This window comes from Chryseobacterium sp. G0162 (assembly GCF_003815715.1).
In the GTDB taxonomy this organism is placed as follows: Bacteria; Bacteroidota; Bacteroidia; order Flavobacteriales; family Weeksellaceae; genus Chryseobacterium.
In genome coordinates, this window is the sequence record NZ_CP033922.1 from 4,456,095 (window position 1) to 4,469,482 (window position 13,388).

18 protein-coding genes are annotated in these 13,388 nt (G+C 35.8%); all 18 read left to right on the forward strand.

Going from position 1 to position 13,388, the window contains the following annotated elements:
- Window positions 1–255 precede the first annotated feature (255 nt).
- The 18 genes from tpx to EG344_RS19950 all read left to right on the forward strand — a co-directional run bounded on the left by tpx (window position 256) and on the right by EG344_RS19950 (window position 13,321).
- Window positions 256–759 (forward strand): thiol peroxidase, encoded by a 504-nt coding sequence (gene tpx / locus EG344_RS19865; protein WP_123856370.1) that lies wholly within the window; start codon window positions 256–258, stop codon window positions 757–759.
- 73 nt (window positions 760–832) lie between these two features.
- Complete coding sequence (locus EG344_RS19870; RefSeq protein WP_228412783.1) at window positions 833–1,408, forward strand: Crp/Fnr family transcriptional regulator; 576 nt, start codon at window positions 833–835, stop codon at window positions 1,406–1,408.
- 68 nt (window positions 1,409–1,476) lie between these two features.
- The gene (locus tag EG344_RS19875) at window positions 1,477–2,166 is read left to right on the forward strand and encodes an alpha/beta hydrolase (protein ID WP_123911079.1); all 690 of its coding nucleotides are present in this window, start codon (window positions 1,477–1,479) and stop codon (window positions 2,164–2,166) included.
- A gap of 84 nt (window positions 2,167–2,250) precedes the next feature.
- Window positions 2,251–2,598 carry a VOC family protein gene (locus EG344_RS19880; protein WP_123911080.1) on the forward strand — a complete coding sequence of 116 codons (348 nt, stop codon included), beginning with the start codon at window positions 2,251–2,253 and terminating at the stop codon, window positions 2,596–2,598.
- Between the two features lie 113 nt (window positions 2,599–2,711).
- Window positions 2,712–3,116: a glyoxalase superfamily protein gene (locus EG344_RS19885; protein WP_123911081.1), complete on the forward strand. Its 405-nt coding sequence runs from the start codon at window positions 2,712–2,714 to the stop codon at window positions 3,114–3,116.
- 38 nt (window positions 3,117–3,154) lie between these two features.
- The gene (locus EG344_RS19890; RefSeq protein ID WP_123911082.1) at window positions 3,155–3,988 is read left to right on the forward strand and encodes a helix-turn-helix domain-containing protein; all 834 of its coding nucleotides are present in this window, start codon (window positions 3,155–3,157) and stop codon (window positions 3,986–3,988) included.
- 49 nt (window positions 3,989–4,037) lie between these two features.
- On the forward strand, window positions 4,038–5,168 hold the full coding sequence (locus EG344_RS19895) for an FAD-dependent oxidoreductase (RefSeq protein ID WP_123911083.1): 1,131 nt from the start codon (window positions 4,038–4,040) through the stop codon (window positions 5,166–5,168).
- Between the two features lie 84 nt (window positions 5,169–5,252).
- Complete coding sequence (locus tag EG344_RS19900; RefSeq protein WP_123911084.1) at window positions 5,253–6,464, forward strand: DUF763 domain-containing protein; 1,212 nt, start codon at window positions 5,253–5,255, stop codon at window positions 6,462–6,464.
- A gap of 264 nt (window positions 6,465–6,728) precedes the next feature.
- Window positions 6,729–7,319: a Crp/Fnr family transcriptional regulator gene (locus EG344_RS19905; protein WP_123911085.1), complete on the forward strand. Its 591-nt coding sequence runs from the start codon at window positions 6,729–6,731 to the stop codon at window positions 7,317–7,319.
- A 77-nt stretch (window positions 7,320–7,396) separates the two neighbouring features.
- Window positions 7,397–7,819, forward strand: a complete 423-nt coding sequence (locus EG344_RS19910) for a VOC family protein (protein WP_123911086.1) — start codon at window positions 7,397–7,399, stop codon at window positions 7,817–7,819.
- A 13-nt stretch (window positions 7,820–7,832) separates the two neighbouring features.
- Window positions 7,833–8,294 carry a DinB family protein gene (locus EG344_RS19915; protein WP_123911087.1) on the forward strand — a complete coding sequence of 154 codons (462 nt, stop codon included), beginning with the start codon at window positions 7,833–7,835 and terminating at the stop codon, window positions 8,292–8,294.
- Between the two features lie 169 nt (window positions 8,295–8,463).
- A complete protein-coding gene (locus EG344_RS19920; protein ID WP_123911088.1) occupies window positions 8,464–8,988 on the forward strand; it encodes a DinB family protein in 525 nt (174 codons plus the stop codon).
- Between the two features lie 3 nt (window positions 8,989–8,991).
- Complete coding sequence (locus EG344_RS19925; protein ID WP_123911089.1) at window positions 8,992–9,768, forward strand: alpha/beta fold hydrolase; 777 nt, start codon at window positions 8,992–8,994, stop codon at window positions 9,766–9,768.
- 83 nt (window positions 9,769–9,851) lie between these two features.
- Entirely contained in the window at window positions 9,852–10,283 is a 432-nt protein-coding gene (locus EG344_RS19930) for a VOC family protein (protein WP_123911090.1), read from the forward strand.
- A gap of 75 nt (window positions 10,284–10,358) precedes the next feature.
- The gene (locus EG344_RS19935) at window positions 10,359–10,772 is read left to right on the forward strand and encodes an SRPBCC family protein (protein WP_123911091.1); all 414 of its coding nucleotides are present in this window, start codon (window positions 10,359–10,361) and stop codon (window positions 10,770–10,772) included.
- 35 nt (window positions 10,773–10,807) lie between these two features.
- On the forward strand, window positions 10,808–11,047 hold the full coding sequence (locus EG344_RS19940) for a DNA-directed RNA polymerase subunit alpha C-terminal domain-containing protein (RefSeq protein ID WP_228412784.1): 240 nt from the start codon (window positions 10,808–10,810) through the stop codon (window positions 11,045–11,047).
- A 525-nt stretch (window positions 11,048–11,572) separates the two neighbouring features.
- The gene (locus tag EG344_RS19945) at window positions 11,573–12,439 is read left to right on the forward strand and encodes a VOC family protein (protein ID WP_123911092.1); all 867 of its coding nucleotides are present in this window, start codon (window positions 11,573–11,575) and stop codon (window positions 12,437–12,439) included.
- Window positions 12,440–12,487: 48 nt separating this feature from the next.
- Complete coding sequence (locus tag EG344_RS19950) at window positions 12,488–13,321, forward strand: SDR family oxidoreductase (RefSeq protein WP_123911093.1); 834 nt, start codon at window positions 12,488–12,490, stop codon at window positions 13,319–13,321.
- The last annotated feature ends 67 nt before the right edge of the window (window positions 13,322–13,388 follow it).

Sequence of the window (13,388 nt, forward strand, 5' to 3'; positions counted from 1 at the left end):
TTTAAATAAAAAAAGCAGCCAAAAGCTTCTTTTGGTTTTTATATCTGAACAATTGTATATTCTCCGGATACATTAAAATTGATATTAAATTCAACTTTGAAGTTTTTAGGACTTGAATTCAGATTGGGAATTGTTTAAAAAACTGATGGACAGACTAAAGTGTTTTTATTTCTACTTTAAGATTAATTTAACCTTATATTAGATAGAAAAATTTTCTATTTTGATTAAATTTGAAAAACTAAAAAAATAAATATTATGTCAACGACAATCACTTTAAAAGGAAACGAAGTACACACAATAGGAACATTACCAGCTGTAGGAACCAGCGTTAAAGATTTTGCATTGGTTGATTCAGGATTAAATGTGAAGACTCTTGAAACTTTTGAAGGAAAAAAGAAAGTATTCAATATTTTCCCAAGTATTGATACACCTACTTGTGCAGCTTCCAGCAGAAAATTCAATGAAGAAGCTTCAAAACTTGAAAACACAGTTGTAATCAATGTATCTAAAGACTTACCTTTTGCATTAGGAAGATTCTGTGCAGCAGAAGGATTAGATAAAGTGGAAACCCTTTCAGATTTCAGAAGCAGCTTTGGGGATGATTATGAAGTAACGATTACAGATTCTCCATTGAAAGGACTTTTAAGCCGTGCTGTAATTGTTACAGATGAAAACAATAAAGTAGTGTATACTGAGCAGGTTTCAGAAATTGCTGATGAACCTAATTATGATGCAGCCCTTGCAGCATTAAACAATTAGTAGAAATAATTTTTGTAAAAAGCCTTGTGAAATTGATTTGCAAGGCTTTTTTTGAATCTAAAACACACAATATATGATGACAGAACTTTACGAAAAATACGGCGGACTCTTTCAGGTAGATCAGGAGCATTTTGATGAATTTTATACGCTTCTTAAGGATACGCTCCTTTTAAAATCAGACTTTTTCCTGAAACAGGGCGAAAAATGCAAATATTTGGGGTTTATCAAAAAAGGAACGGTCAGGAGTTTTTATATCAACGATCAGGGCAGAGAAATTAATTTCGGATTTTATTTTGAGAATGAATTTTTTACCGATTATGAAAGTATACTTTGCGATACCGTATCCAATATGAATATTCAGGCATTAGAAAACTGTGAGATCTTATTGCTGAGCAAAGAGCATTTGCAGGTATTATATCAGAAAGAAGCCTATTGGCAGAAATTCGGACGGATGATGAGTGAGAAGATTTATCTGGATGCCAAAAAAAGAATTGATGATTTACTATGTCGTTCTCCGGAAAACAGGTATTTAAATCTTTTAAAAAAACAGCCCCTGCTTTTTCAGAAAATTGCACAGAAACATATTGCCAGTTACCTTGGAGTCACAGAACAATCTTTGAGTAGAATCCGGAGCAGGATCGTAAATTAACTTAAGTTAACGCCTGATAATATTTTAGTTGGTAGCTTTATCATTATCAAATTTTAATACTTATTATTATGGAACAAAAAGATTTAACCATTATTTTGGTACACGGAGCTTGGGGAGACGGATCTCATTGGCAATACATTATTCCTTCTCTGGTAAAAGCAGGATATAAAGTGAGAAGTGTTCAGAACCCTCTTACCTCATTACAGAACGATATTGATAAAACAAAAGATCTTATTGATGCTCAGGAAGGGAAAGTTCTTTTAGTAGGACATTCTTACGGTGGCGCAGTTATTTCAGGAGCTGGAAACCATGATAAAGTAGTTGGATTAGTGTATATTGCTGCCTTTGCACCGGATGCTGGTGATAGTTTAGGGGCACTTTTAGGAAGAAGAGAGTCTCCGGGTGGAGCAAGTATTTATCCGGATAGTAAAGGGTTTTTATGGATCAAATATGATGAATTTAAATCAGCTTTCTGTCAGGATCTGGATGATGAAAAAGCGCTGGTAATGGCATTGTCTCAAAAGCCTATTCATGGGCAATGTTTTGGAGATGAAGCAGGAGAGCCGGCATGGAAAACAAAACCAAGCTGGTATCAGATTTCATCCAATGACCGTATGATTCCTGCAGAAACGGAAAAAGAAATGGCAGAGCGCCTTCAGCCTAAGAAAATAATTACATTGGATGCAGGGCATGCTTCGTTAGCTTCACATCCTAATGAAGTTACCCAATTGATTTTAGAAGCAGCGGGATCACTTTAAAATACAAAATAACAATCAAGATAGACAAAGCTCTGGAAAATTTTAAGTATTTTCACAGAGCTTTTTTATTAAATAAAGATCAATATGGTAAAAAGAATCGTAGCCAATATAAAAACGGATGATCTTATAAAAGGGGATCACTTTTATCAGGATATTTTAGAACTTGATGTTTTGATGGATCATGGCTGGATTAAAACCTTAGGGACTGAAGAAGAAGCAAAAGTACAGATCAGTTTTGCAGAACAGGGAGGTAATGAGACTGAAGTTCCGGATTTGTCTATAGAAGTGGATAATGTAGATGAAGTTTATGATAAAATGAAAAAGGCAGGCTTTAAGATTGTTTATGATATTACCCATGAAGATTGGGGAGTCCGCAGATTCTTTGTAAAAGATCCGTTCGGAAAAGTAATTAATGTTTTATCCCATCAATAAAGCGCACATTCAATAGTAACAGACTTTAATCTGTTTCCATGAAAAGAAAAATATTCGGGTTTTAGCCAAAACCTAAAAATAGTCTACACCTCTCCGTAAATCTCTTGAATATTATGAAAGCAGACCACATTATTCCTGTACTCAGAATTTTTGATTATCAGAAAACCCTTGAATTCTACATGGATTGGCTAGGCTTTGAAATTGCCTGGGAGCATCGCTTTGAAGAAAATATGCCGGCTTATATAGAGGTGAAAAAAGATAATATTATTCTTCACCTTACTGAACATCATGGGGATGCAAGTCCCGGAAGCAGTATTTTTATCTGGGGCGAAGGTATTGCAGACTATCATAAAGAACTTATTGATAAAAACTACAAATACAATCGGCCTGGTCTTGAAAAAACTTTTTATGATGCTGTTTCTTTCACCGTCAATGATCCGTTTGGAAATAAGATTATTTTCAATGAAAAATTTGATGAGGTAAAACATGGCACTTTAAAGTTCGATGTGATTGAATAATCTTGTTCGATTAATATTATTTATAATGTATTCATAGTATGCTATCAGCAATACATCAGGAATTTGAAGCACCTGAAGAACTTCGGGACAGTATCAAATGTTTTTGGTATAATAGCCGGGATTATGGAGAGCAGTTATCAAGTTTTGAAGTGATGCCTGATGGTTATGCTGAAATTATTTTCCATTTTGGTGATGGGTGTAGTATTTCTCATGAGGGCAATGTAGAAGAATTGCCCTCTCCATTCATGATGGGACTCCTCAATCAACCTGCTGTTTTTCACGCAAAAAACCGTTTGGAGATTATTGGAATCAGATGTTTTCCCTGGGTTGTTTTCGACTTATTAGGATTGCTGCCTGGTAAAAGTGAAAACGGAGTGTACCTGTTTGAACATCCTGTTGCCCGGCTTCAGACCTCCTTGAAAGAACAAATTCTTGCTGGTAGAATAGACGATGCAATATTGGAAGTGAAACAATGCTTTGTGGATATACGGTCGCAAGTACCTGTTGATAGTATGTTATTTAAAGCAGGAGTAGCTTTGAAAAAAACAAAAGGAAGTATTCCCGTAAACCAGATTGCCGCCGCCGCTCATACAACGGTTCGTACATTAGAAAGAAAATTCAAACAATCTTCCGGTCATACGGTTAAAGACGTGTCAAGGCTTATGCGTTTTGAACAGGTGAGAAATCATCTTTGGCTTTATCCTGAATCCAATATTGCAGGATTAGCTCAGGAATTAGGATATACTGACCAGTCTCATTTGAGTAGAGAATTTAAACGGTATACGGGAGTAACACCCGCTGCATTTGCCAGAGAAACAAGAAAAAGAAAGCAAATAATGAACAGTGATTTTGTCGCATTTATACAAGCTTAACCAATAGATATTTGTGAATTTTGTAGAGAAATTAATACACTACAAAATTATGATATTGAAAAATAAAAAGATAGCAATTATTGGCGCCGGGCCTGTTGGTTTGACAATGGCTGTTTTACTCAAGCAGAAAGGAGTGGAGGTAACTATTTACGAAAGAGATAAAGATGCAGATACAAGAGTTTGGGGAGGAACACTGGACCTTCATCAAAACTCAGGGCAAGAAGCAATGGCACGGGCAGGATTGCTTGACAAATACTATACTACTTCCATTCCTATGGGAATACATATTGCGGATGAGCAAGGTAATCTGCTATTGACTAAAAAAATTACCCCTGAAAATCAGCACGACAATCCTGAGATTAATAGAAATCATTTGAGGGAAATGTTACTTGATGGGCTGGCAGACAATACCGTAGTCTGGGACAGAAAGTTTACCGGTATGGAAGAAGACAATGGTCAATGGTTATTACATTTTGAGAACAAACCCAGTAGTATTGCGGATTTGGTCATCGGTGCCAATGGCGGAATGTCTAAGGTGAGGCAATATGTAACAGAAACTGAGATAGAAGAGACCGGGACTTTTATTATCCAGGGAGATATTCCGCAACCTGAAATCAATTGCCCGGAATTTTATCAATGGTGTGACGGAAAAAGACTTATGGCAGCTTATCAGGGTAATTTATTAGTAGTGAATCCCTATAATAATGGAGCGCTTACTTATGGAGTAATATTTAAAAAGCCCGATGAATGGATTTTGAACAATCTTCCTGATTTTCAAGACACAGATTGGGTAATCCGGTTTCTTTCCAATAGATTTTCTAAATGGAGTGATCGTTATCAACAATTATTTAGTTCAACTTCTTTTTTCATCGGATTACCCACAAGAGTAATCCCATTAGATAAACTTTGGAAAAAGGACCGCCTTTTACCGGTAACACTTATCGGAGATGCAGCTCATGTAATGCCTCCTTTTGCAGGACAAGGCGTAAATACAGGATTGATGGATGCATTAATTTTATCAGATAATTTAACCCAGGGAACCTTCGAAACCATAGAAGATGCTATTGCAGATTATGAGCAAAAAATGTTCATTTATGCGAAAGAAGCACAAATGCAGTCAGGGAAAAACGAAATAGAAATGCGTGATCCTGATTTTTCATTTACAAAATTGATTAAATAGTTGATCGTTTTAAGGTTTTCATTACTGAGTCAAATCATTAAAATTTAAGATTAATAATGCTACCTTTACGTTTTTAAAATAGAAATGAAACGTTCAGGAACCGCAGATTTACCCCTTCACTATGGCAAAGTACCGCCATGGCTTTATGAACGGATGTCTGTTCTCGGACTTTCCATTGTTGAAGCTATTCTGACGGATTATGGTAAAGATGAGGTGCTTCGTAGATTAGCAGATCCGTTTTGGTTTCAAAGTTTTGGTGCTGTGATGGGCATGGATTGGCATTCTTCAGGAATAACCACTTCGGTAATGGGAGCTTTGAAACGTTCCATTAATCCTAATTCCCAATCACTCGGACTTTATATTTGTGGCGGAAAGGGGAAATTTTCACGAGAAACTCCGTCTGAATTGATTCAAATTGCAGATAAAACAGGCTTAAATGGGCATGAACTTGTAAAAGCAAGCAAACTTTCAGCAAAAGTTGATAATACAGCGATTCAGGATGGCTATCAGTTGTATCTGCATAATTTTATTCTTTCAGATAATGGAAGCTGGAGTGTTGTTCAGCAGGGAATGCACGAATCTGATGGTACAGCAAGACGCTATCATTGGCATTCCGGAAACATGACCTCTTTTGTAGAGGAGCCTCATACCGGAATTAACGGGATTTCAAGAGGACGTATTCTAAACCTTACGGATGCCGAGGCGGCGGAAAACCGGAAAGGAATTCTGGATATTTCTCACACGGATTCTATAGACGTCATGAAAGATTTTTCAAGATTGATTCTTCCTGCTCATCACGATGTTCAGGCTTCCGATGTTGATCTTAAGCGTTTGGGTGCACTTTTATATATTACCCGTGAGCAGCAGCCTCAGAATTTTGAAGATTTACTGATGCTAGAAGGAGTTGGACCAAGAACCATGCAGTCTTTGGCTTTGGTGAGTGAGGTCATTCATGGAGCTCCATCAAGATTTACCGATCCAGCAAGGTTTTCCTTTGCTCATGGAGGAAAAGACGGACATCCGTTCCCGGTTCCAATCCATGTATATGATGAAAGCATTGGCATTCTCAGAAAAGGGATTGAAAAATCAAAACTGGGAAATTCAGATAAACTCAATACTTTAAATAAGCTTCATCAAATAGTAGCCAGTGCTGAAAAAGATTTCACTCCGGATTTTGATATCCAGGAAGTCATTGAAGAAGAACGTCAGAATTCATGGCGTTTTGGAGGGAAAACAATGATGGGAGATGCTCAAAAACCTAGTTCTCCTAAACCCATCCAGCTCTCTTTATTTTAATGAAGATAAATTAACCATTGTTATAATAACAACAAATCTCCATAATAACCATTTTTCTCCACTGGAGGGATGTCAAATCGTGGACTTGATAGGGTGGTATTCTCCATTACTTAAAGCAAGTGTTTAATTGTTGGAATTACTTAAATTATCGTTATTTCAGTGAACTATATGGTGTCAAATAACGGTTTAGTTATATTGTTTAATAATTATTGCTTTTAATTCAATTAAAAAAATTATTTTTAAAGTCTTAAAAAAATTGACCAGATGACTCACAAATCACTTGAAATATGTTACGATTTTCCTTTTTTTCTTCAGGAAGAACTTGATGAAATATTTCAGGCTCACGAAAAGAAATTCTTTCAAAAAGGTGATTTTATTCTTGAAGAAGGCAAGATGGCTAATGAATATTATATTCTGGATAGCGGATTGGCCCGTTCATTTGTAAATGATTTTAACGGAAATGAAGTGACTACTCATTTTTTCGTGGAAAATGAGGTGATTATTGAGGTTTTATCTATGTTTCAAAGAATTCCCACTCAGGAAAATATTGTTTGTATTACAGACTGTGAATGCTGGAAACTGGATTACGATACTTTTCAGGAACTTTTTCACAAAATTCCCAATCTTAGAGAATGGGGAAGAGCCTGGATGTCTAAGGAACTTTTTGATTACAAGCAACGGTCTGTAGAAATGTTCACCCTTTCAGCTACCAGAAGATACCTGAATCTTCTGGAACAGAAACCCAAAGTAATACAATTTGCTCCATTGAAGCAGATTGCATCCTACCTTGGAGTAACCGACACCTCCCTAAGTAGAATTCGGAAAGAATTAGTGTCTCATCCCAAGAAAAATTAAATCTTGCCTTATGGCAAGTTGATTTTCACGATACCTTGGTAATTTTGGATTACAGTTTAACACCAAAATTATTAAAAATGAAAATCAATCAAATCTATGTCAATTTACCTGTAAAAGACGTACAGAAAACCAGAGAATTCTGGACAGAGCTTGGCTTTTCAATCAACGAACAGTTTTCAAATGATAAAGCAATATGTGTAGTGATGAAGGAAGATCATATCTACACTATGTTTCTGAGAGAAGATTTTTTTCAAACCTTTACCAACAGACCTTTTGCAAAAGGGGATACAACGCAGGTACTTCTTGCTATTGGAGTAGAGAGCCAGGAAGAAGTTAATCAAATGGTAAACACAGCTATCAAGAATGGGGGATCCAAATACAGTGAAACAGTAGATTACGGTTGGATGTACCAAAGTGCTTTTGCTGATATAGACGGACATCAGTGGGAAGTAATGCATGCTGATCTTTCTAAGATGCCTACAGAAATTCATCAATCATAATATCGAATTTGAGATGGAAGCGAAATCAAATGAGATAACATTGGTACAACACCAGGTAAGTGTTACCTATAAAGTGATCTCAATCAATATAGAAGGAATTACCCATGAGGAATCAATGATTTTTCCTAATGGTGAAGCCAATTGTATGAACTGGGTGTTAGGACATTTAATTGACGTAAGAAATGGTTTGTTACATATTCTGGGAGAGGATTCAGTATGGAATGGAGAACCATTTTCAGCTTATAAGAGAGGGGTTATTGCTTTAGAAAAAAAAGATGAGTTTGTAGATTTTGAAGAATTAAAGTCATATCTGCAAAAATCTCAGGAAAAACTGGAAGCAAAATTAAATACCCTTGATAGGTTTAATCCTGAAAATATTAATGATATTGCAACACTCTGCTTTCATGAGAACTATCACTCCGGACAGTTGGGATATATTCGCAGGCTCTTGGGTAAATCAGGAGGAATAAAATGATAGATCAGTAAAAAGCCCCTTGATTAAGCTTAAAAATCTGTGGTATCTGGGAGAAAAATATATCCATCATTCAATTTTATCGTAGATAAAGACTCCTGCACTTTAAAAGCAGAAAGCTTGTCAATGCACCCTTTCATTTTTCTTACTTTAATATCAAAAAAACAAAATAATGGACACACCAAAATCAAAAAAAGTAGAACTCGTTATTCCGGCTTATAGAATGCATACCCAAAGCTTTATCAATGTTTTGGATGGTATTTCGGAAGAAGATGCTTTGAAAAGAATTGAAAACAAAACCAACCATATTATCTGGATGGCAGGAAACTTTGTGAATATGCGCTACGGCTTAGGCTGGGTGCTTGGGCTTCAGGAGCAAGATCCTAATAATGATTTGTTCTTTCAGGGGAAAGCATTGGACGAAAGCTTTACATATCCAACACTAGAAGATTTGAAGAAAAATTTTCATGATATTTCTGCAAAAGTATATCAGAAGTTATTGGAGGTAACCGACGAAGAACTTGATGAAATCTTTGAAATAGGGATGAATATTCCTTTTATTAAAGAAACCAAGCTCAATTTTGTTGGTATGTGCATTGGTCGGGAAGATTATCTCTGCGGGCAAATAGGTTTGATGCGCAGAATTTTAGACTATCCGGGAATGAAGTATGATGTGGATGAAAATATTAAATATTAATCTATGAATCCATTAGAAAAAGGATATAAGCAAGTCAACGGGATCCAGATGTATTATGAAATCTATGGTTCAGGAAAACCCCTGGTTTTAATTCATGGTGGAGGTTCCTCTATTCTCTATGACTTTAAAGAAGTCATTGCAAGGCTGGAAAATGAATTTCAGCTTATTGGAATAGATCTCCAGAATCATGGGCGAAGTGAACACCGTGATATTCCTGAAACATTTGAACAGGACGCTGATGATGTAGCAGCACTTTTGAAGGCCCTGAATGTTGATAAAGCTTCATTCTGGGGATTCAGTAATGGTGGAAATACCGTAATGCAGATTGGGCATCGTCATCCCAAAATTGTAGAAAAACTGGTTGTAGCTTCAGCGTTTTATAAAAGAAACGGAATGATGGATGGCTTTTTTGAAATGATGAATGAAGCTACATTTGACTCCATGCCGGAGCCTTTCAAAATCAACTTTTTGAATCTAAACCCAGACTTTTCTAAACTGGAAAATCTCTTCGAGAAGGATAGCAAAAGAATGCAAACCTTTGTAGATTGGAGTGATGACGTGCTCAGCTCCATACAATCACCTACCTTATTTATTAGTGGAGATAAGGATGTGATGAAACCGGAACATACCATAGCAATGTGGAGGCTGGTAGAAAATTCACAATTAATGATCCTTCCTGTAGGACATGGAACTTATATGATGGCTGATTTTGATGGTAGCCTCAATGAAAATTTAGTCAACTTTACTATAAAAGAAGTTGCAAATTTTTTAAATAATTAAACAATTACAATACGATTGAGATTTGTCTAAGGGGTGAACCATTCGTACTTCAAATAAACAATAACATTTTAAAATTAAAAATCATGGCAAAATTAAATCCATACCTAAATTTTGATGGAACCGCTGAAGAAGCTTTCAATTTTTACAAATCCATTTTTGGTGGTGAATTCGTAGGTGAAATTCATAAAATGGGAAATGCTCCTGGTACTGAAAACCTTTCTGAAGAAGAAAAAAACAGAGTAATGCATATTGCTCTTCCAGTGGGAAGTGATCTTTTAATGGCTTCTGATATTGTTCCTAGCTTCGGGCAGAAGCTGAATGTAGGAAATAATAATTATGTTTCCATTTTCCCGGACTCTAGAGAGGACGCAGACAGAATCTTTAAAGGACTTTCTGAAGGTGGAAATATAGAAATGCCCATTGAAGATCAGTTTTGGGGAGACTATTTTGGAAGTTTTCAGGACAAATATGGTGTTCATTGGATGATAAACTATAATGAAGAATACACGAAATAATCTTATATTTAACTAAATTATAAAAAGAGATGCCCGTTTTCGGGCAGCTCTTTTATTCAATCAAAAAATTAAACTATGGATCCAATTAAAATAGACATTACCATTTTAGCACCGGTAGAAAAAGTATGGAATTATTTCAATGAACCCAAGCATATTACCAAATGGAATTTTGCCCATGAAAGCTGGCATTGTCCAAGTTCTGAAAACGATCTGAAGGTAGGCGGAAAATTTAAAAACAAAATGGAAGCAAAAGATAAAAGCTTTGCATTTGATTTTGAAGGGGTTTATGATGAAGTAACACCTCATGAGCTCATAAAATATCATATGGAAGACGGGCGTAAAGTAGAGGTGATCTTTGATAAGATTGATGAGAATACCACAAAAGTTATCGAAATTTTCGATCCGGAGAAACAAAATTCTGTGGAGATGCAGCGAGATGGCTGGTATGCTATTCTCAATAATTTTCATAAGTACGTTGAGAACCATTAAAAATACGTTGTGTCGCCATGATCAATTTAGTTATCATGTCAAAGAGTTTGAATTCCATATATGCTGTAAGCTATGATCCTGAGGAAGATTTTCTATTGGGAGTTATTGCAGTACCTGCAAGAAGAGCTTTGAAGAAGGAAAAAATAGATTCTTTGGAAAAACTATCGGATTATTCTGAAAAAGAAATACTGCAGCTACATGGTTTCGGGAAAAATGCAATGATGAAGCTAAAAGACTATATGAAGGAGAATCAGATGTGTTTTAAGGAAGCATAAAAGTAAAAAGCCCTGAATTTTATCGTGTCGTTGTGAATAGATAGATGCAATTCTTTTTGAGCAAAAGGACATAGGATTTGCTTTGCTTTATGCATGTAATTTTTTACCATGAAACTTATATCGTCTCTGTCATTCTGGATGGAGCAAAGCGTAATGAAGAATCTCAAGAATAATCTCCCGCAGATTTTATAAATATGTTCAGCTAGATTTGCTTAATCTGCAAAGTGGAAAAAATAAAGAGTATCTCTGTCATTCTGAATGAAACGGAGTGTAATGAAGAATCTCAATAATAATCTCCCACAGATTTTATAAATATGTTCAGCTAGATTTGCTCAATCTGCAAAGTGGAAAAAATAAAGAATATCTCTGTCATTCTGAATGAAGCAGAACATAACAAAGATTCTTAACCCAGAAAAAGATCATAAAATCTACAGTTTCTACAGATTTTATGAATAAATTGTCTACAAAATAAATTCTATCATTAAGAAAGAATAAATATAAAATCAACCTTTAAAATTTAAACTTATGAATAACGATATTTTTCCATGTCTCTGGTATGACGGAGACGCCAAGCAATCCGCAGAATTTTACTGTAAGGTTTTTGGTGGCGAAATTACGGCAGATACTCCTGTGGTAATGAACATTGATTTGTTCGGACAAAGATTAATGCTTTTGAATGGTGGTCCTCATTTCAAAAAGAATCCTTCCATTTCATTTATGGTAATCTGTGATTCCGAAGATGAGGTGCAAAAATATTGGGATCAGTTACTGGAAGGGGGGATGGCTCTTATGGAACTTGGGTCATATTCATGGAGTAAGAAATATGGATGGGTTCAGGATAAATATGGGGTGACCTGGCAATTATTTTTAGGAGAAAAAGCACAGGAGCAGAAAATAGTTCCTACTTTGATGTTTATTCATGAAAATAATGGAAAAGCCAAAGAAGCAATGGAGCTTTATACCCAAACATTCCCAAATTCAAGCATTGGAAATATTTTGAAATATGGTGATGGAAGTGAAGGTCATTCTAATTCTGAGCCAACAGAAAATGTTCAGCATGCCAATTTTGTTATTGATGGTTACTCTTTATTCTGTATGGATAATTCTTACGATCATCAGTTTGATTTTAATGAGGGTATTTCACTTGTTGTGATGACCGATGACCAACAGCAAACCGATACTTACTGGAATGCACTTACCTCAAACGGAGGCAGAGAAAGTATGTGTGGTTGGTTAAAAGATAAATATGGGTTAAGTTGGCAGATTGTGCCTAAAAGGCTGATTCAGCTAATGAACGATCCGAATCAGGAAAAAGCCTATCAAGTGGTACAGGCGATGATGAAAATGCAGAAAATTATTATTCAGGATTTAGAAGACGCTTATAATTCTTAAAGATATTTCGGCTTATTGTTTGATGCTATGTAGAAAAAAGGTTTGCTTATGAAAACACAGAACAAATCACAATCTAAGTCGAGCGTCCCTAAGGAAGGGCAGTTTCCGGAAATTATCCGGGACGACTATCAGGGAAGTCAAAAGTTATTAAATAAGAAAGCCGTTATTTCCGGAGGTGACAGTGGAATAGGCCAGGCGGTGGCCGTTCATTTTGCAAGGGAAGGAGCAGATGTTGCCATTATCTATAAGAAAAGTGATAATGATGCCAAAGAAACCAAAAGACTGGTAGAAAAAGAAGGCAGAAAATGCCTTTTGATGAAAGGTAATCTTACGAGAAAAGTATTCAGAACCCAATGTGCTGAAAAGATTAAAGAATCATGGAAGAAGATTGATATTCTTGTTAATAACGCTGGAATTCACACTTCAAAAAATAGTCTGGAAAAAATATCTGATGATCAGATTCAAGAGACATTTGATACCAATATCATTTCTATGATTTCTTTTACCCGGAATTTTCTTACGATGATGAAAAAAGGAGGTCGGATTATTTGTACCACTTCTGTTACCGCTTATCGGGGAAGTGATCATTTGATTGATTATGCTGCAACAAAAGGAGCGATCTTATCCTTTATTCGTTCATTGGCCGATAATCTTGCTGAAAAAGAAATTTTGGTGAACGGTGTTGCTCCGGGGCCTATATGGACGCCGCTTGTAAAAGAAGCATTTGATGATCTTTCAACATTTGGGAAAGATACTCCGCTGAAGCGTGCTGGTCAACCATCAGAAGTAGCTCCGGCTTATGTTTTTCTTGCTTCTAAAGATGCCAGTTATATTACAGGTGAGGTAATTCATATTAATGGCGGAGATTTTGTTGGAGGTTAAAAGGTATACTTATGATCTTAGCGTATTCATTTTGGCTACCCAATCATTAAATTTAAAAATCACTTAA

Coding starts and splice junctions, on each gene's coding strand:
- EG344_RS19875 (WP_123911079.1), top strand. CDS start 1,477: ATGGAACAAAAAGATTTAACCATTATTTTGGTACACGGAGCTTGGGGA.
- EG344_RS19915 (WP_123911087.1), top strand. CDS start 7,833: ATGGAAGCGAAATCAAATGAGATAACATTGGTACAACACCAGGTAAGT.
- EG344_RS19935 (WP_123911091.1), top strand. CDS start 10,359: ATGGATCCAATTAAAATAGACATTACCATTTTAGCACCGGTAGAAAAA.
- tpx (WP_123856370.1), top strand. CDS start 256: ATGTCAACGACAATCACTTTAAAAGGAAACGAAGTACACACAATAGGA.
- EG344_RS19895 (WP_123911083.1), top strand. CDS start 4,038: ATGATATTGAAAAATAAAAAGATAGCAATTATTGGCGCCGGGCCTGTT.
- EG344_RS19925 (WP_123911089.1), top strand. CDS start 8,992: ATGAATCCATTAGAAAAAGGATATAAGCAAGTCAACGGGATCCAGATG.
- EG344_RS19910 (WP_123911086.1), top strand. CDS start 7,397: ATGAAAATCAATCAAATCTATGTCAATTTACCTGTAAAAGACGTACAG.
- EG344_RS19880 (WP_123911080.1), top strand. CDS start 2,251: ATGGTAAAAAGAATCGTAGCCAATATAAAAACGGATGATCTTATAAAA.
- EG344_RS19900 (WP_123911084.1), top strand. CDS start 5,253: ATGAAACGTTCAGGAACCGCAGATTTACCCCTTCACTATGGCAAAGTA.
- EG344_RS19940 (WP_228412784.1), top strand. CDS start 10,808: ATGTCAAAGAGTTTGAATTCCATATATGCTGTAAGCTATGATCCTGAG.
- EG344_RS19870 (WP_228412783.1), top strand. CDS start 833: ATGATGACAGAACTTTACGAAAAATACGGCGGACTCTTTCAGGTAGAT.
- EG344_RS19920 (WP_123911088.1), top strand. CDS start 8,464: ATGGACACACCAAAATCAAAAAAAGTAGAACTCGTTATTCCGGCTTAT.
- EG344_RS19890 (WP_123911082.1), top strand. CDS start 3,155: ATGCTATCAGCAATACATCAGGAATTTGAAGCACCTGAAGAACTTCGG.
- EG344_RS19945 (WP_123911092.1), top strand. CDS start 11,573: ATGAATAACGATATTTTTCCATGTCTCTGGTATGACGGAGACGCCAAG.
- EG344_RS19885 (WP_123911081.1), top strand. CDS start 2,712: ATGAAAGCAGACCACATTATTCCTGTACTCAGAATTTTTGATTATCAG.
- EG344_RS19930 (WP_123911090.1), top strand. CDS start 9,852: ATGGCAAAATTAAATCCATACCTAAATTTTGATGGAACCGCTGAAGAA.
- EG344_RS19905 (WP_123911085.1), top strand. CDS start 6,729: ATGACTCACAAATCACTTGAAATATGTTACGATTTTCCTTTTTTTCTT.
- EG344_RS19950 (WP_123911093.1), top strand. CDS start 12,488: ATGAAAACACAGAACAAATCACAATCTAAGTCGAGCGTCCCTAAGGAA.